Consider the following 17955-nt stretch of genomic DNA (forward strand, 5'->3'; position numbering starts at 1 on the left):
CCCCCTCATTTGTATTTATCTGTATTTATACTTTAACATTTAAATCATATATTTACAAATATATTGTTAAAAATATTTTTTTTACAAATTAGTTGTTTTATTGATAAATAATATTTTTATTTATTCTGTAAGAAAATTTAGTGATAAAAAAGTGGAACAATCAAAATTAGATTTAATTTTAGAAGCTGGAAGAGTTGCTCCAACTGCAGTAAATTATCAACCTCAAAGAATGTTAGTCATAGAAAGTGAAGAAAGTTTGTCTAAGCTTAAAGAGTGTACGCCATATCATTTTAATGCACCATTAGCAATTTTAATTTGTTATGATTCCTCAGTTAGTTGGAAAAGACATTACGACAAAAAAGATATGGGAGATATTGATTCTAGTATTGTTACAACTCAAATGATGTTAGAAATAGCTAATCTTGGCTTAGGTACTACATGGGTTGGACATTTTTCTCCAGAACTTATTAAAGAAAAATTTAACTTGCCAGAATACCTTGTTCCTGTTGCTCTTCTTCCAATTGGTTATCCTAGCGAAGATTCTGTTCCTAACAAATTGCACAATATTCGTCATGATATACAAGAAACTGTATTCTTTAATTCTTTTGAAGGAATTAAACCAGGAAAAAACAAAACTACTCATGATTAATCAAATATGATTTTAAATTGTATTTTTTATTAGAATTTATTAACACTTTTTTATCTAGCCTAATATAATACATTAAATAAACAATTAAATTCAATTTAAGAGGTAAGATAAATGGATAATACACGTTGTGAAAAAGATTTCGTAGAAGATTATTGCACAGACGAGGTGCAAGTAGATACTAGAGTATTCTCATCAGGTCAAACACAAAATACAACTGGTGGAGCTAAAGTTTTAGTTAGAGTTGGTAATATAACCATAACTCAACCTATAAGAGATGAAATACACATTGACGAGGGTTTTTACGATATAAAGAAAATCCAAAGAAGAGTAGTTTTAGATCAAGTTTTTGTATCTAATACAACAATAAACACAACAACTGGGACTATACAAGGTTATATGTTTGGTGAAGGATATATGTTAAAAAATATATCTTATGCAACTCCTATTGAAGGAACAGCTTCTGATTGCGAAACTGATTGTTTAGCAATGAAAAACACTTATAATGATATAACTGCTAAAGTTAAATTCGATTTCTCAAACCCTATAACTATAACAGGGGCTCAAGTTGAAGCATCTCCTAATATGGTTGAAACATCTTATTTAAATAATTGCATAGAAGTATGCGATAAAGGTTCTGTATCTCAAGCTGATTGTCAAAGATATTTTACTCAAACTGTAACAATTAATGAACCTTATCAATATGAATTAGACTCTTATTCAATAAATGAGACAGTTCTTATGAAAAATAAATGTAATGAAGACAGTATTTTATATGATACAGTAACTGAAAAATTGTTATTAGTTCTTAATATATCTGTATATCAATACCAAACAGTAACTACAATTTAATTTTGAATATTAATATTCTAATCAATTTTAAAATTCTGAATAAAAATGTTGTCTATTTTTATAGACAACATTTTTGCTTTTTATATTTACTTCCTAGTAGCAACAGCACAAAGCCATGCATTTTCTTCATTATAATCTAAAGCTATATCTGTAAAACCTGCATTTTCAAGTAAAGTTTTTAATTCATCTTTTGATGGGCATTTCATGTTTAAATGCTCAGCTATAGCAGAACTTTTTTCATTCATCTTTCCCCCAACCATCTCTAAAGCAGTCATAAATTTACCACCTATTTTAAGTACACGAGCCACTTCTTTTAAATCTTCTTGTTGATTTGGCCAAAAATATAAACTTTCAATTGAATATACAGAATCAAAAGATTCATCTGGGAAATTTAATTTTGAAACCCCACATACTTCTACCTTCAATCTACCTTCATCAATAAGCTTTTTATTCTTTGCAATAGTAGATTCTATAGACACATGTGAAATATCACATCCATATATAGTAGATTGAGGATAAAGTTTTGAAATCTGTTCAATAGCAGCTCCACCACCACAACCTATGTCTAAAATACGATTTCCAAAATTCACATGTTCAAAACCCCATTTAGTAAGATTGTAATGACTCTCATTCATATTATCTAATATTTTACTTCCATCTTCTCCTTTAGGAAATGCTGCATTTTTCATAAATTCAAAATCTATTTTTTCTGACATTTTTTTAACCTCCAATTTTTATATATTATATTTTATTTATAATTTTCAAATAGTTTAGAATCGTCAGGTACGTTTTCTAAATACTTAATCTTTCCTTGTTCATCAATTTCTGCAATATCTATTCCAAGTTTAGTATATACCTTACCATCCTTACTTTTTCCACAAACAGCCCACTTAGCTTTATATCTATTTGTACTTTTATTGAACTTCCACTCTTCATGCATATGTTTAATATCTGCATTATTTTCATATATTAAATCTAAAAATTTTTTCCATTCATCAATTCCATTTTTAATATTGCCTGCTAAAACAAATGACATATCTTCTGAAAAAAGACTGATTAACTCCTCCTTTGCACTTTTGCTTGTTCTTGCTTCATCAAATAACAAAAAATATTTGTTTAAAATCTCCATAATAACTATCCTTTCATAAATAATTTGTGTATTTTTTAATATAAACTCTTTCACTTATACACACAAACTATATATAATTTATGTATTTTATAATGTAATTATATATCATTTCTTTTAAAGTACACAAAATAACCTCTTTAATTATAATAAAATTTATATCATTAAAATTAATAATTTTTTGATATAATAAAAATTATTAAATTATGAAAAATAAATCTGAAACAAATTTTAAAATTCAAATAATAGAGTAACATTTTAAGAGTTTTTTAATATAATAAATAATATATATTTTTAAAGGACTTTTTATTATGTCAAAGTTCATTAAGAAAAATAAAAAAATTGAAGAAAATTTAATAGACGCTTATAAAACGATTGGAAAAAACATTGTAACAACCTATAAAAAAATAGAAAACAAATTTGTAGATACTTTTTTATCTAAAAATAATAAAATAACTAAAAATTTTAAAAAAACATCTGAAAAAAAGGCAAAAAAAAATAAATAAAATAAATAAAATTAATAAAAAACTCCCTTCTAAGAACCAAAATAATAATAATTTAAGTTCTTAAAAGAGAGTTTTTTAATTGGAAATTACATGAAAATATAAAATTCTTATATTCCTTTAACAATAATATTTTAACTGCGATATAATTTTATCTTCAATTCCTTCACAATCGGTTCCACCTATAACTATACTTGGTTTAGTCTTTCCATGAAAATCACTTCCGCATGTTAAAAATAATTTATGCTTTAAAGAGAATTTTTTATAAAATTCTACTTGCTCTTTACTGTGATAACTGCTGTAAACTTCTATTCCTTTAATACCGCAAGAAATAATTTGTTCTAATAAATTTATGTTTTCCTTAATATTATTTCCTGGGTGAGCTAAAATAGGAATGCCTCCACTTTCTTCAATAATGTTAATCGCCTCTTGCAAACTTATAAAACTCACTTCAGCATAAGCTGCCTTTCCTTGAGCACAATAATCCCAATAAAAATTAACATATGGATTATCACTCCTAGAACCATTTTCATAGTAAGGCATAAGAAGTGGATTTTCATGATTTTTATCAAATTTCATAGCTGCTTCAGCAATCATTTCACCGTTAACTACTCCATTTCTAGATAATGAATTAATAACCTCATCTGAAAAATCTATTCCTAACTCTTTAACCAATTTCATACGTTTTTTTGATGCAAATTGTTCTTGTTTTATGATGTTATTCTCAATATCATAAAATACTGTTTTATCATAATCTATTCCATACCCTAAAACATGCAAATTAATTTCATTAAAAGTACAATCTAATTCTATTGCTGGAATAATATTAATATTTTTACCAACGCAATATTCTTTTGCTTCTTTTATTCCTCTTACACTATTGTGATCTGCAATAGAGAAATATTTTATATTTTTTTCTAAACATAAATCAATTAACTGTTTAGGTTCAAATTCTCCATCATCACTGTAGCAAGAATGCATATGCAAATCTATATAACTCATTTTCTCCACTCCCTTATCTTTGTAACTTTCTTACAAATCATTTTAACAATTAAACATTTTTATGTAAATTAAACAAAATAAAATGATAATTTTTTTTCATTTATTTTCCCTAAAATTATTATTCATGATAAATATTACTCATCTTTTCGTATACATATTTTTTTATATAAATATAACTAATATAATAAAAGAAAAAAATAGGGGGGACACATATGAATGATATAAAAGTAATTGTAATGGATGTGGATGGTACTTTAACTAATAGTAAAAAAATAATAACAAAAAAGACTAAAGAAACTTTAATTGAAGCTCAAAATAATGGTATTCTTTTGGTTTTAGCCTCCGGAAGACCTACTTCTGGATTAATTGATTTTGCTAAAGAACTAGAAATGGATAAACATCATGGGCTTTTAGTTTGCTTTAATGGTTCTAAAGTTATTGATTGTGAAACTAATGAAATTTTATTTAATGAAACTATGACTGTTGAAGAGGGACAAGCTGTTTTAGAACATTTAAAGAAATTTAATATTAAACCTATGATTGATAAAGATGATTATTTATATGTTAATGATGTTTTTGATTGCAACATACAAATAAAAAATGAACCTTTTAATATAATTCAATATGAGGCTCGTGGTGGTAAATTTAAGTTATGTGAAAAAGATAATTTAGTAGCCCTTGCTGACTATCCACTAAATAAAATCTTAACTGCTGGGGATCCTGAATACCTAGAAGAACACTATAAAGAAATAATGGAGCCATTTAAAGATAGTTTAAGTTGCATGTTTACTGCTCCATTTTACTTTGAATTTACTGCTAAAGGAATTGATAAGGCTAAAGCTTTAGATACTGTCTTAACTCCTATGGGATATAAAAGAGAAGAAATTATTGCTTTTGGTGATGGGCATAATGATATTTCAATCATTAAATATGCTGGAATTGGTATTGCTATGGACAATGCAGTAGATGCCTTAAAAAAAGTAGCTGATGAAATAACTTTTTCTAATGATGAAGATGGAATCGCTCATACATTAAACAAATGCCTTCCAATATATTGTTTAACTTAACTACTAAAATTTAATAAGAATATTGTATAATGTTCATGAGGTGATTCTTGTGAACATTTTTAGCAAATTAAATAAAATAACTAATCTTACTGAAAATGAAAAAACATTGGTTAAATATATAGAAAATAATTCTGAAGATTTTATAAAAATGAGTGCTGTTGAAATTAGTGAAGTTGCCTTTGTTTCAACCTCTACTATTTATAGATTATGCCAAAAATTAAATTTGGCTGGATTATCAGAATTAAAGCTTCAAGTATCTATGTCTATTAGTGAATATTTAAAAGAAGATACTTCAATAGACTATAATTACCCATTTAAAGAAAATGAAACACAAAATCAAATTACTATTAAAATAAAGGAATTATACGAACAAACTTTAATATCAACATTAAATTTAATAGATACAAAACAATTAAAATTAATATCTAATGTTTTAAATAAATCACATCATATTGATTTTTATACTTCTGCAGGCAATATTTACTTTGCACAAAATTTTAAATTTCAAATGCAAGAAATTGGAACTTTCGTTAATGTTCCAATAGAAGAATATCATCAACTTTTAACTGCATCTACTAGTGATGAAAGTCATGTAGCAATAATAGTTTCTTTTGAAGGCAGAGGATTTATAATAGAGAAATTAGCTAGAACTTTAAAAACAAACAAAACACCAATTATATTAATTTCTTCTACTAACAAAAATTCTTTAACTAAATATGCAAACTATCACTTATATTTAAGTTCTAATGAAAATCACTACAATAAAATTTCATCTTTTTCAACACGATTATCATTATTATATATTTTAGATTGCATATATACCTCATATTTCAAATTTAATTATAATAAAAATATAACTTATAAACTTGATGCTTATAAAAAATTATCTGATAAATAGATATAAATTTATAGTAAAAAGCAAAATATTCTTACCTTTTACTATGATATAATTGTTTAATAATAAATTATAATTTAAAAGGGGGATTTACCTTGTTAGAAAAAATGAGAAAAGAAAATAGACAATTACCTGAAGAAGAAACCATGGAAGTTTTACTAAAATGTGAATATGGTATTTTATCAACTATGGGAGATGATTATCCCTATGCAGTTCCTATGAGCTATGTTGTAGCAAACAATAAAATTTATATTCATGGAACTTGTGAATCAGGACAAAAAACTAAAAATATACATAATAATCCTAAAGTATGCTTTACTGTTGTTGGTAACACAGAAATATTACCATCTCAATTTGCTACAAAATATGAAAGTGTAGTAGTACTTGGAACCGCCTCTTTATGTGAAGGAACTGATAAAGAAATGGCTTTAGAAAAGTTCTTAGATAAATATAGTAGTGAGTACAAACAAGCAGGTATGAAGTACATAAAAGCAGCTATTAATAAGGTATCTGTTTATGAAATATCAATAGATATGATTACAGGCAAGGCAAAAAGATAAACTTCATAAGATTTAAATAATAATCTTAAAAAACTTAGTAAAATAAAAGGAAACAAAATAAGTTCCCTAGTCTAAACCAGGGAACTTATTTTTATTATTTTAAAAACTAAAATCTAGCCTTTAACTCTATATTTTAAGAAGCCTCTTCAAATTGGCTATTATATAATTCTGCGTAAAAACCACCCTTTTCAAGCAATTCCTCATGGTTTCCACTTTCTAAAATATCTCCATCCTTTAATACAAGTATAATATCAGCATTTTTAATTGTTGAAAGTCTATGTGCTATAACAAAAGAAGTTCTTCCCTCCATAAGTTTATCCATAGCTTGTTGAATTAAAAGCTCGGTTCTTGTATCTACTGAACTTGTTGCTTCATCTAAGATTAACATTGGTGAATCCTTAATCATTGCCCTTGCAATGGTTAATTGTTGTTTTTGTCCTATTGATAGATTAACTTTATCACTTAAAACAGTATCATATCCATCATGTAAATTTTCTATAAAACTATCTAATCCTACCGCCTTACATGCTTTTTTAATTACCTCATCTGGCACATCAGTTTTGTTATATACTAAATTTTCTCTAATACTTCCTTCAAATAACCAAGTATCTTGAAGCACCATACAGAATAAATCATGGATATTTTCTCTTGTTAAATCACTTATAGGTACATCATCAATTAATATTTCACCACTATTTATTTCATTAAACCTCATAAGTAAGTTTACTAAGGTTGACTTACCTGCTCCTGTTGGCCCAACAATTGCAATCTTTTGTCCAGGTTTTGCAACAGCTGAAAAATTATTTATTATTATTTTACCTGTACCCTTATATCCAAATTTAACATTTTTAAATTCAACTTTTCCATCAGCATTTTCAAGAGCTAAAGCTTTATGACTCTCATCTTCCATTTCTTCAGCCTCTAAAAATTCAAACACTCTGTGACTTGCAGCAGCTGCTGATTGCATACTTTGAACCCCTTGTGCAATTTGACCAAGTGGCTGTGTAAAATATCTAACATACATAATAAATGCTACAATTATTCCGAAAGATATACTTCCATTCATAGCAAGTATTGCACCTACTATACAAACTGCAACATATCCTAAATTACCTATAAAAGTCATAATAGGCATCATAAGTCCTGAAAGGAATTGTGCTTTAAAAGCACTATCTTTAAGACTATAATTTAAACTTTTAAATGTATGCCTCATTTGTTCTTCTGCATTAAAAGCCTTAATTACAGTATGCCCTGAATATACTTCTTCAATATGCCCATTTATCTTTCCCAAATATTCCTGTTGATTAGTAAAATATTTTTGAGACTTCTTCATGATTACTGACATTAGTGCAAACCCAATAATTGTTGACATAACAGCAGTTATTGCCATAATAAAATTCGTTTTTAACATCATAACTAAAGAACCTAAAAATAAACATATCGCACTTATCAAAGTTCCTGTGCTTTGATTTAAAGCTTGTCCAATTGTATCTACATCATTTGTAACACGAGAAAGTAAATCTCCTGTGGTATTATTGTTATAATACCACATTGGAAGTTTATTTATTTTTTTAGAAATATCTTTTCTTAAATTTTTAGTGATTCTTTGAGTAACAGTTGCCATTATATATCCTTGAGTTAAGTTTAATATAACACTTGCTCCATATATAATAACAAGAATTAATCCTATTGAAGTTATCTTTTCCATGTCAATACTAGTTAATATTCCATTAGTTATAGTATCTGTCATTTCAGAAAGCTTATCAGGACCTAATAAGGATAAAATAGTTGCAATTACTGCACTTGTTAATGCTATAACTATTATAGGCATATAACTTTTGCAATAAACTATAAGTTTGCCCAAATTTTTTTCTGTTTCTTTCTTTTTATCCATTATATAGCCTCCTCTTCTAAAACTTCTACCTCTTTTACTATACTTAATTCTTCTTTTGAAAGTTGTGAATAAGCAATTTCTTGATATACATTACACTCTTTCATTAAATCATCATGTTTTCCCATACCAACAATTAGTCCATTATCTAATACAATTATTTTATCAGCCTCTTTTATACTGCTAATCCTTTGAGCTACTACTATAGTTGTTGTTCCAACACTTTCATGCTTTAAAAACTTACGAAGTTTGCTATCAGTTTTATAATCTAAAGCAGAAAATGAATCGTCAAAAATTAAAACCTCTGGATTACGGGATATCGCTCTAGCTATTGATAAACGTTGTTTTTGTCCACCAGAGAAATTATTTCCCCCTTGTGAAACATGAGCCTCATATTGACCATCTAACCTCTCAACAAATTCAGTTGCTTGAGCTCCATAAATTCCATAAACAACATCATCTTTTGATATTTTTGACCTTCCATTATCACCAAATGCTATATTAGATTCAATACTTCCTTCAAATAAAGTTACCTTTTGAGGTACATAACCTAACTTATTTCTAAGATGTTTTTGATCATATTCTTTTACATTCATACCATTAACTAAAACCTCACCCTCTGTTGCATCATAAAATCTAGGAATAAGATTAATTAATGTACTCTTTCCAGAACCTGTTGCACCAATAAATGCCACAGTTTCTCCTCTATTTACCTTAAAACTAATATCTTTTATCACATAATCATCAGCATCTGGATACTTAAAACTAACATTTTTGAATTCTATTTCTCCAACTGCACTAACAATTTCTTGTGAAGTTGTCCCATTTTTTATCTTAATTTCTGCATCTAATACCTCATTAATTCTCTTTGCTGCAACTGATGCACGAGGCATTAAAATAAATACTATAACAAGCATCATAAATGCCATGACAACTTGCATTGCATATGATGAGAAAACGACAACGTCTGAAAATAATCCCATTCTACTTGTTATATCCGCATTTTGAATAAGCACTGCTCCAACCCAATATATTGCAAGAGTTAATCCACTCATTATAAAGCTAATGCTTGGCAGTAACGTTGCCATAACACGGTTAGCAACTAAGTTAACACTTGTAAGTTCTGAGTTTGCCTCTTCAAATTTATCTTCTTGATATTTTTCTGCATTATATGCACGAGTAACAGAAATACCTGAAAGATTTTCTCTTGCAATACGGTTTAAATTATCAGTTAATTTTTGAAGTTTTGCAAACCTTGGAAGAGCTATTGCAATGCATATACCAACAATAATTAATAATATTAAAACAGCTATTCCTGTTGTTAAAGATAGCTCCCAATTCTTCCCTGTAATCTTTAAAACAGCCCAAACAGCTAATATAGGTGCTTTTATTAATAACTGTAAGCCAATAACTATAAATGTTTGTACCTGAGTTACATCATTTGTCGAACGTGTTATTAAGCTTGCTGTTGAAAAATTATTTATTTCTTCCATGGAAAAATCCTGAACTTTGTCATACAATTTAGACCTAAGCGTAGCTGAAAAATTTGAAGCTATTTTTGCAGCAAGTGCAGCAACAATAACTGATGCAATTAAACTACCTAAAGCACAAAGAAGCATCCATCCACCTGCGGTTAAAATCTCACTCATTTCACTTCCTTGTGTTTGCACAAGTCTTGTAATATCGCTCATGTAATCTGGCAATCTTAAATCTAGCCACACTTGCAACACTATAAATACAACACTAATACTTAAGAGTAGCCATTCTTTGCCTTTAAAATTTTTAAATATCTTTAACATAAAATTAAACCCCTTCCTACTAATTTCCTATTAGTATATTAATATATAAATATAAACTTAAAATAAACTTTTTGGAAAATATGATTTTTATATTAAATAAAAAAAGAACTATTCTTAGAATATCTATGAATAATTCTTTTTAAATGTATTAATATTTAATTTAAAAATTTTAATTTATTCTATAGGCAATGTAATTGTAAATTTGGTTTCCTTAGATAAAACACTCTCACATTTTATTGTTCCTGAATGCAACTCTACTATTTTTTTAACCATTGTTAAACCTAAACCATTTCCTTTTGTTGCATGAGATGTATCGCCTTGATAAAACTTATCAAATATTTTAGGTATGACATTTTCACTTATTCCTATGCCATTATCACTAAATATCATAATAATATTATCATCTCTTTTCTTAACAATAACCCTAATAACGCCATTCTCATTGATAAATTTAATAGAATTTCCTAATAAATTTAACCATACATGACTTAACATTTCTTTATTCCCAATTAAAATACAATCATCAATATCAATATTTAATGAAATATTTTTATCTTTAAATTTAGGTTCTAAAAGAAGTATATTTTGACGGATTTGTTCTCCTACATTAAATTTTTGTTTATCTTTTAATATAGCTTGTCCCTCTATTTTTGAAAGATTTAAAACATTAGTAGCAAGATAACTTAATCTTTGAGATTCCTCTATAATTATATCCAAATATTCATCTCGCTCCTCCTTAGATAAAGTATCATCTTTCAATATTTCAGCAAAGCCTTTTATAGATATAATAGGTGTTTTAAATTCATGAGAAAAATTATTTATAAAATCTGTACGAAGCACCTCCATGCTTCCTAATTCTTCTGCCATAAGATTAAAGTTCTTAGATAACACTATAAATTCTGGAGGATATTTTATATTAAGACGTGTAGTAAAATCGCCACGTGATAATTTAGCAGTAGCCTCAATAAATTGTCTAATACGCTTAAGCACAATTCTACTTGAAATAGTCGAAACCACGATTCCAATAATTATACACGAAATAAGAGTTATTATTGGAAGCAACATCTTATTTTGAATGTTTTTATCATTTACAATTCCTACATATACCAAAAAATATACTAACCCACCAGCAATGATAGTAGTTATTAAATTTATAATAAATATTATAATAGAAAATGATATTGTTAAACTAATCTTACCTATAAATTTTTTACATCTATTCATTCCTTTCATCTTTTTTTACCGCCTTATATCCAAGTCCCCTAACTGAAACTATCTCAAATTCTGGATAAGAATCAAATCTCTTTCTTAAGCGATTAATATGCACATTAATAGTTGTGTCATAACTTTCCGTTTCCATTCCCCATATTTCATCCATTAATTGAATTCTAGTAAATATCTTATCTGGATAAGATAAAAGCTTGTACAATAAATAAAACTCTTTTTGAGGCAAAGTTTGCTTTTCACCATCACGAGTTACAGTTAAAGAATCATAATCTAAAGTAACCTTTCCAATATTAATTTTTTTTGAAAGGAAAATTTGAGAACGACGAAGAAGTGCTTTTATTCTAAGAAGCATCTCCTCTGTATCAATAGGTTTTGTCATATAATCATCAGCTCCAGCAACAAAACCTTTTATTTTATCCTCTTGCAATTGCTTTGCAGTAACCATAAGTATTGGTATCATACATTCCCCTTCCCTAAGCTCTTTTGCAAACTCAAACCCATCCATATTAGGCATCATAACATCTAAAATAATTAAATCGATATGATGATTATCAAGAACTTCCATTCCCTGCACTCCATCCTCTGCTACAAAAACAGAATATCCTTGCCTTTTTAAAATAGTTTCCATTAATTTTCTAGTATGTTTATCATCTTCAACAACTAATATGCTAATCATAATATATCCTCCGCCATTATTTACATTATTTACTATTATAATACTTTTAGTGAATAAATTTAAAATAAACTTATTAATACACATCTATAAAAAACTACAATTTTTCAAAAAGGTAAAGTTGATGTTACAATAAAAGTAATTGGATATGCTCTTTATAATGCTAGTGCAGGATATTTTAAAATATTTGATGTCTATGATATAAAAAAATAACCACCTAGTTAATCTAACCAAGTGGCTTCTATATATTAAATTTAAACTAAAACTTCAACATTATCAATTGCTTCATAAATAGCTTCAGCAGCTTTTTTATATCCACCACAAGCTTTTAAAGATTCACCTATCTTTTTAGCATTTTCTTTATAAGAATCATCTGATAGAATCTTATTAACCGCACTTCTTATAGCTTGAACACTTCTATCCTCCATTAAAGCTATACCAGCACCTAACTCTTCAACTCTTTTTGCAACTACAGGTTGATCCCCAAATTGAGGCACAACTACTAAAGGAACACTATTATATAATCCTTCACTTGAACTATTCATTCCACCATGAGTTATAAATAAATCAACTTTCTTTAAAACTTCAAGTTGTGGAACATAGTTGTACACTTTAAAGTTTTCAGGTATTTTTTCTAAATCTTTAATATCGGTTTTATTTCCTATGGACATTATAACAGTCAAATCCTTATTAGAACCCAAAGCCTCAAAACAGCTTTTATAAAATTCTAGGTCTGTATTTGCAATAGTTCCTAAAGATATATATATAACTTTTTTATTTTCACCATTCTCTATTGTAAAATCTTCAAGTTCATGTCTATCAAATATAGAAGGCCCAACAAATTTATATGTTTCATCAAATTCATCTGAGTTAGGTTGAAAGTATTTAGATGTAAATACTATAGTTAAATCATATTTATCTCCCATTAATAAATCCATAGGGTTTTTGGGAAAATTTATACCAAACTCTTTTCCTAATTTTTTAAATTTAGGTGCTAATGTAAGAAAAGTTTTCATCATCTCTAACATATCTTTATTATCTTTTTCCATTACGCTTGAAACACTATTAGATATTTTCTCATTCATAGCAAAAGTTGTAGATGTTGCTATAACCTTTTTAATTTTAAACTTTTCTATAATTTTTGTTCCTGGTTTTATAAAAGGATCAACCACTAAATAATCAAATTCTCCCTCTTGTTTTATAGCAAGATTTAAAATGTCTTTACATATCTTTATATACTGTTTTCCCATATTACTAATACTACTTGTTTGACCATTAAATGCTGATAAATCTGCTTCATATCCTACAAAATTAGCCCCTGTATTCTCGAATTTATCTCTAAATTCTTCTCCTGCTATATATGTTATACTATCTCCTTTGCTTATAAGTTCATTAACTAAACCTATTGTTGGATTAACATGTCCATGTGCTGGAACCATTAAAAATAATCCTCTTGCCATAAAAGTCACTTCTTTCTCTTAATTATTTTTCTTATTCTATTTATAGCAAATATTTCATAGTACAACCATTATCAAATTGTAAGATATGTATATACAAAAACACATAAACGTAAAATAATTTTACACTTATGTGTTTTTGTCAAAATAAATTCAGCATTTATTATTAAATTTTTATACTATATTTCATAAGGCATTATACCTACTGATATTATTTTAGATAGTTCATAAGCTAATTTTTTTTCATCAACTTGTTCTTTCTCATATTGCTTTAGTAAAAATGTTGTAATACCACAGGAATAAAAATCAACTATTACATCTAACTCTTCATAACTAATTTTCTTTTTTAAAACTTTCTTTCTAAATAGTTCTTGCAAATACTTATTAACCACCTCAAGGGCTATTACAGCTATCTCTTCTTTTCTTTGAGATATTACCTGTTTTTGAATAATTGTTTTTCTTTTACTTATTTCAAGAATAAATATTTGTAAAGCTTCCTCTAAAGAAGATGTATTAAGACTATTAGCTAATACTGTTCTCATATCTTTTTCAAATTTATATTTTACAACATCCATTATATCTCGAAAATGATAGTAAAATGCTTGCCTTGAAATATTACAAGCATCTACTAAATCTTTAATTGTAATTTTATCTATACTCTTATATTCCATCATCTCTTCAAAAGTATTTCCTATAAGACTCTTCATATCCACTGGCATAATCTTTTACTCCTCTATACAAATTCCTCCATAGCTATTAAGCCTTTTTTCTTTGTATAATATTATAACATTTTACATTCTAATTGAGATATATTCATTGTTACACAAAGCTATTGTGTTAATTTTAAAAAAAAAGATATTTTTAATATTAAATTTGTGTAGTATTAAATTATTTTTTCCCTAACTTAGTTAAAACTTTTATTGTTATATCTTCAAGTGCAGTTGCAATCTTATTATATTCATCTCTTGGAATACAATCATTTAAAAATTCTTGCCACTCATCAATAATTTTATCTAATTCTTCCTTATAATCTAATGCTTTTTCAGTTAAATAAACACAATTAATTCTTTTATCTTCTTCACTTTTTTCACGTCTTACAAAGCCTTTTTTTTCTAAAGACTGAAGAGTTCTAGTTATTGCAGATTTATCTGTGTATTTTCTCTTAATTATAAAATCTTGGTGGCTTCCATCATTCTCATACAAATTTAATAAGCATATAAATTCAGCAAATTTTAAATCATAAGGTTTAAGTTTTAAATTTACATAAGCCTGAAAGTTATTGCTGAGAATATCAGCCCATTTAGATAATTTTATTCTTTCATTTAAACCCATGATATCCTCCTATAAATAAAACTCTCTTTTATTTATTATTTTCTAAAATATTAACTTTATTTTTTTTATATCCAAATGAAACTTGATTATCTATTTGTGATTTTATTCTATTATAATCAATACCTGTTTTAATATCATTACTTAAATCATTAACAGAAATAACCTCTACTACAATTTCATTTGTTTCACCATCATCTTCTAAATTAATAGACTTTTGATTAGTACCGCTTTTTTTAATTTTAGATAACATAATAATAACAATAGAAAATATAATAGCTACAATTGCTAATACTTCAGCAGCATAAAAAGAACCAATAACATTTCCTAAGTTAAGAAATTTAGCTATATAATCTAATACTATAGGACATATTGCCTCACCAACATATATTGAAGTCGTTACTATAGTAATAGCAAGTGATGTATGTTTATTATGAACACACTTTGAAGCGTAATAAAGTGAATAAGGTACAATAAGCCCAAATCCTACACCAACTAAAATAACTCCAAGTCCCATAAAAGTAAATGTATTAGCTGAAATTAAAACTATTAAACCAATTGCTATAATTATAAATGAGATTAATATTAACGTTTCTTTGAATATTCTTAGAACTCTTCCAAATGACATAGCTGAAAAAAATGCAAACAAAGTAACTAATGTTATTAAAATAGCTGATGTTTCAGAATTTCCTAAATTTCTATTTTCAATTAAAAGTGCTATATTAGTTGGAATACTATAAAAAGTTATAAAAGCTAATATTATAATAACTGCATATTTAAATACCTCTAAATTTAATTTTATATGCTTAGTTTCATTATGTATATTCTCTTTACGATTTTCTGGCGCATATCCATCAAAAGGCGCAACTTTTGGAAGACAAAATATCACAACAAGTAATATAGGTAAAGCTATTAAATATATTAAAAATATATTATGCCAATCAATAACAGCTATAATTCCAACAATTGGTGTAGCTATAACTCCTCCGATATTACTACAAGCACTTGAATATCCCATAAATTTTGCTCTATCTTTTCCTTCAAAAAAATCACCTACTAAAACCAAAGACATAGGTGCAATGATTCCAAGTCCTATACCAAAAATTCCTCTTGCCCCTAAAAGCATATATATATTATTTGAAAAATAACATACTATAGCTCCTATTAAATAAATAATTAGACCTAAAATAAGCAAATATTTTTTTCTTATATGTCTACTAAATTGATTACTAAGTAAACTTATAGGAATACATATTAATGCTGGAATTGTTACTATTGATTTTATTAATGTCGGACTTACTTGCGGAAAATTAACTTTTATAATAGCAAGAGATGGCCCTATTGCTGATGTAGCAATTATAGTTAATAAAGCAACAGCTAAAACAGCTAATTTTGTAGCATTCTTAGTATTTTTCATATTTTCCTCCTTTGTTTATTGCAAGATAAAACTTTATTTCAAATTTAATATCAAGTTAAAAAATTTTAATTCATATTTAGTTGATATATCAACTAAATATGAATTAAAATTAAAGATTTAAAACTCTTGATAAAAAAATTAATCTATAATACTAATACAGTATAAATTAAAATAAGTTGATTTGTCAACTAAATTAAAATTTTAAAATTACTATACAACAAAAAATATCTTTAAAGGTCTAGTTCCTTCAAAGATATTTTTAGTAATCTTATAAAATTATTTATTTTAAATACAATTAAATTACCTTGTGGATAGCTTCCGCAGCTTTTTTATATCCACCACATTCTCTTAAAGATTCGCCAACTTTTTTAGCATTTTCTTTATAAGAATTATCAGATAAAATTTTATTAACTGCATTTTCAATAGCTAAAGGAGATATGTCCCCCATTAAAGGAACACCCGCACCTAATTCCTCAACTCTCTTTGCAACCACAGGTTGGTCTCCAAATTGTGGAACAACTATTAAAGGTACATTATTATATAAACCTTCACTTGAACTATTCATTCCTCCATGAGTTATAAATAAATCAACTTTCTTTAATACTTCAAGTTGTGGAACATAATTATACAATTTAAAATTTGTAGGAATTTGTCCTAAATCACTAATATTAATTTTCTTTCCTACAGACATTATAACCATTAAATCTTCTCTAGAACCTAAAGCCTTAAAACAATTCTTATAAAATTCAATATTTGTATTTGCAATAGTTCCTAAAGATATGTATACAATTTTCTTGTTTTTAGAATTTTCTATTTTAAAATCTTCTAATTCACGTCTATCAAATATAGATGGCCCAACAAATTTATATGTTTCATCAAAAACTTCCGCATTTGGTTGATAATACTTAGATGTAAACACTATAGTTAAATCATTTTTAACTCCAGTTATTAATTCTATTGGCTTTTCTGGAAAAGATATACCGAACTCTTTTCCCAATTTTTCAAATTCAGGTTTTAACTTTATAAAATTTTCAGTCATCTTATCAATTGTTGATTTATCTTGTGACATAGATTTTAAAATTCTTTCAGAAAATTCTTTATTAATAGCAAAAGTTGTAGATATTGTTATTACTTTTTTAACTTTAAACTTTTCTACAATTTTTGTTCCAGGTCTTATAAAAGGGTCAACTACTATATAATCAAATTCTCCCTCTTGCTCTATAGCTAAATTTAAAATATTTTTAAATATTTTTAAAAACCTTTCTCCCATATTATCAATTGTATTTTTGCCATCAAAATCTGAAAGATCCAAATCAAAACCTATAAATTTAGCACCAGTATTTTCAAATTTACTTCTAAATTCTTCAGAACATATGTAAATTATTTCATCTCCTTTTCTAATAAGCTCATTAACTAATCCTATTGTTGGATTAACATGTCCATGTCCTGGAAATGCTAAAAACAACCCTCTTGCCATTGTAAATCCCTTCTTTCTTCTTATCCTAAGTAAA

The 17955-nt window shown here is 26.7% G+C and carries 18 protein-coding genes; 6 read left to right on the forward strand and 12 right to left on the reverse strand.

The window, feature by feature from the left end; all coding sequences use genetic code 11:
* Nucleotides 1–100 precede the first annotated feature (100 nt).
* Together HH195_RS10995 and HH195_RS11000 are read left to right on the forward strand one after the other, a co-directional pair.
* Nucleotides 101–649, forward strand: a complete 549-nt coding sequence (locus tag HH195_RS10995; RefSeq protein WP_196371117.1) for a nitroreductase family protein — start codon at nt 101–103, stop codon at nt 647–649.
* Nucleotides 650–760: 111 nt separating this feature from the next.
* Nucleotides 761–1498, forward strand: coding sequence for a hypothetical protein (locus HH195_RS11000; RefSeq protein ID WP_055259026.1), 738 nt, complete (start codon nt 761–763; stop codon nt 1496–1498).
* Between the two features lie 86 nt (nt 1499–1584).
* Here HH195_RS11000 and HH195_RS11005 read toward each other — a convergent pair whose 3' ends face one another.
* A complete protein-coding gene (locus HH195_RS11005; protein ID WP_055259027.1) occupies nt 1585–2214 on the reverse strand; it encodes a class I SAM-dependent methyltransferase in 630 nt (209 codons plus the stop codon).
* A gap of 32 nt (nt 2215–2246) precedes the next feature.
* Complete coding sequence (locus tag HH195_RS11010) at nt 2247–2627, reverse strand: nuclear transport factor 2 family protein (protein ID WP_196371118.1); 381 nt, start codon at nt 2625–2627, stop codon at nt 2247–2249.
* Nucleotides 2628–2935: 308 nt separating this feature from the next.
* On the opposite strand from HH195_RS11010, the gene HH195_RS11015 reads away from it, so the two are divergent.
* Nucleotides 2936–3130: a hypothetical protein gene (locus HH195_RS11015; RefSeq protein ID WP_196371119.1), complete on the forward strand. Its 195-nt coding sequence runs from the start codon at nt 2936–2938 to the stop codon at nt 3128–3130.
* A 117-nt stretch (nt 3131–3247) separates the two neighbouring features.
* Here HH195_RS11015 and HH195_RS11020 read toward each other — a convergent pair whose 3' ends face one another.
* The gene (locus HH195_RS11020) at nt 3248–4129 is read right to left on the reverse strand and encodes a PHP domain-containing protein (RefSeq protein ID WP_196371120.1); all 882 of its coding nucleotides are present in this window, start codon (nt 4127–4129) and stop codon (nt 3248–3250) included.
* A 212-nt stretch (nt 4130–4341) separates the two neighbouring features.
* Here HH195_RS11020 and HH195_RS11025 point away from each other — a divergent pair, with 212 nt between their 5' ends.
* The 3 genes from HH195_RS11025 (at nt 4342) to HH195_RS11035 (ending at nt 6651) form a co-directional block, all read left to right on the forward strand.
* The gene (locus HH195_RS11025; protein WP_196371121.1) at nt 4342–5196 is read left to right on the forward strand and encodes a Cof-type HAD-IIB family hydrolase; all 855 of its coding nucleotides are present in this window, start codon (nt 4342–4344) and stop codon (nt 5194–5196) included.
* A gap of 49 nt (nt 5197–5245) precedes the next feature.
* Nucleotides 5246–6094 carry a MurR/RpiR family transcriptional regulator gene (locus tag HH195_RS11030; protein ID WP_055259034.1) on the forward strand — a complete coding sequence of 283 codons (849 nt, stop codon included), beginning with the start codon at nt 5246–5248 and terminating at the stop codon, nt 6092–6094.
* Nucleotides 6095–6186: 92 nt separating this feature from the next.
* Nucleotides 6187–6651, forward strand: a complete 465-nt coding sequence (locus HH195_RS11035) for a pyridoxamine 5'-phosphate oxidase family protein (RefSeq protein WP_195925787.1) — start codon at nt 6187–6189, stop codon at nt 6649–6651.
* Nucleotides 6652–6784: 133 nt separating this feature from the next.
* Here HH195_RS11035 and HH195_RS11040 read toward each other — a convergent pair whose 3' ends face one another.
* The 9 genes from HH195_RS11040 to HH195_RS11080 all read right to left on the reverse strand — a co-directional run bounded on the left by HH195_RS11040 (nt 6785) and on the right by HH195_RS11080 (nt 17921).
* Nucleotides 6785–8545, reverse strand: coding sequence for an ABC transporter ATP-binding protein (locus tag HH195_RS11040; RefSeq protein WP_196371122.1), 1761 nt, complete (start codon nt 8543–8545; stop codon nt 6785–6787).
* The gene (locus tag HH195_RS11045) at nt 8545–10341 is read right to left on the reverse strand and encodes an ABC transporter ATP-binding protein (RefSeq protein ID WP_196371123.1); all 1797 of its coding nucleotides are present in this window, start codon (nt 10339–10341) and stop codon (nt 8545–8547) included. The genes HH195_RS11040 and HH195_RS11045 overlap by 1 nt, the downstream gene beginning before the upstream one ends.
* 174 nt (nt 10342–10515) lie before the next feature.
* The gene (locus tag HH195_RS11050; RefSeq protein WP_243278504.1) at nt 10516–11574 is read right to left on the reverse strand and encodes a HAMP domain-containing sensor histidine kinase; all 1059 of its coding nucleotides are present in this window, start codon (nt 11572–11574) and stop codon (nt 10516–10518) included.
* Complete coding sequence (locus tag HH195_RS11055) at nt 11558–12244, reverse strand: response regulator transcription factor (protein ID WP_055259050.1); 687 nt, start codon at nt 12242–12244, stop codon at nt 11558–11560. The genes HH195_RS11050 and HH195_RS11055 overlap by 17 nt, the downstream gene beginning before the upstream one ends.
* A 251-nt stretch (nt 12245–12495) precedes the next feature.
* Entirely contained in the window at nt 12496–13701 is a 1206-nt protein-coding gene (locus HH195_RS11060; protein ID WP_196371124.1) for a macrolide family glycosyltransferase, read from the reverse strand.
* Nucleotides 13702–13877: 176 nt separating this feature from the next.
* Nucleotides 13878–14417: a TetR/AcrR family transcriptional regulator gene (locus tag HH195_RS11065; RefSeq protein WP_055259055.1), complete on the reverse strand. Its 540-nt coding sequence runs from the start codon at nt 14415–14417 to the stop codon at nt 13878–13880.
* Nucleotides 14418–14586: 169 nt separating this feature from the next.
* Nucleotides 14587–15030, reverse strand: coding sequence for a MarR family winged helix-turn-helix transcriptional regulator (locus HH195_RS11070; protein ID WP_058993544.1), 444 nt, complete (start codon nt 15028–15030; stop codon nt 14587–14589).
* 28 nt (nt 15031–15058) lie between these two features.
* Nucleotides 15059–16444 carry an MFS transporter gene (locus HH195_RS11075; protein ID WP_055259058.1) on the reverse strand — a complete coding sequence of 462 codons (1386 nt, stop codon included), beginning with the start codon at nt 16442–16444 and terminating at the stop codon, nt 15059–15061.
* 295 nt (nt 16445–16739) lie between these two features.
* Entirely contained in the window at nt 16740–17921 is a 1182-nt protein-coding gene (locus HH195_RS11080; RefSeq protein ID WP_112365533.1) for a macrolide family glycosyltransferase, read from the reverse strand.
* Nucleotides 17922–17955: the final 34 nt, after the last annotated feature.

The sequence above is a fragment of the Candidatus Sarcina troglodytae genome (assembly GCF_015708635.1).
Lineage (GTDB): Bacteria > Bacillota > Clostridia > Clostridiales > Clostridiaceae > Sarcina > Sarcina ventriculi.

What these genes read in the sequence shown, in the direction of transcription:
- HH195_RS11000 (WP_055259026.1), top strand. Translation starts at nt 761, where the DNA reads ATGGATAATACACGTTGTGAAAAAGATTTCGTAGAAGATTATTGCACA.
- HH195_RS11005 (WP_055259027.1), bottom strand. Translation starts at nt 2,214, where the DNA reads ATGTCAGAAAAAATAGATTTTGAATTTATGAAAAATGCAGCATTTCCT.
- HH195_RS11010 (WP_196371118.1), bottom strand. Translation starts at nt 2,627, where the DNA reads ATGGAGATTTTAAACAAATATTTTTTGTTATTTGATGAAGCAAGAACA.
- HH195_RS11015 (WP_196371119.1), top strand. Translation starts at nt 2,936, where the DNA reads ATGTCAAAGTTCATTAAGAAAAATAAAAAAATTGAAGAAAATTTAATA.
- HH195_RS11020 (WP_196371120.1), bottom strand. Translation starts at nt 4,129, where the DNA reads ATGAGTTATATAGATTTGCATATGCATTCTTGCTACAGTGATGATGGA.
- HH195_RS11025 (WP_196371121.1), top strand. Translation starts at nt 4,342, where the DNA reads ATGAATGATATAAAAGTAATTGTAATGGATGTGGATGGTACTTTAACT.
- HH195_RS11040 (WP_196371122.1), bottom strand. Translation starts at nt 8,545, where the DNA reads ATGGATAAAAAGAAAGAAACAGAAAAAAATTTGGGCAAACTTATAGTT.
- HH195_RS11045 (WP_196371123.1), bottom strand. Translation starts at nt 10,341, where the DNA reads ATGTTAAAGATATTTAAAAATTTTAAAGGCAAAGAATGGCTACTCTTA.
- HH195_RS11050 (WP_243278504.1), bottom strand. Translation starts at nt 11,574, where the DNA reads ATGAAAGGAATGAATAGATGTAAAAAATTTATAGGTAAGATTAGTTTA.
- HH195_RS11055 (WP_055259050.1), bottom strand. Translation starts at nt 12,244, where the DNA reads ATGATTAGCATATTAGTTGTTGAAGATGATAAACATACTAGAAAATTA.
- HH195_RS11060 (WP_196371124.1), bottom strand. Translation starts at nt 13,701, where the DNA reads ATGGCAAGAGGATTATTTTTAATGGTTCCAGCACATGGACATGTTAAT.
- HH195_RS11065 (WP_055259055.1), bottom strand. Translation starts at nt 14,417, where the DNA reads ATGCCAGTGGATATGAAGAGTCTTATAGGAAATACTTTTGAAGAGATG.
- HH195_RS11070 (WP_058993544.1), bottom strand. Translation starts at nt 15,030, where the DNA reads ATGGGTTTAAATGAAAGAATAAAATTATCTAAATGGGCTGATATTCTC.
- HH195_RS11075 (WP_055259058.1), bottom strand. Translation starts at nt 16,444, where the DNA reads ATGAAAAATACTAAGAATGCTACAAAATTAGCTGTTTTAGCTGTTGCT.
- HH195_RS11080 (WP_112365533.1), bottom strand. Translation starts at nt 17,921, where the DNA reads ATGGCAAGAGGGTTGTTTTTAGCATTTCCAGGACATGGACATGTTAAT.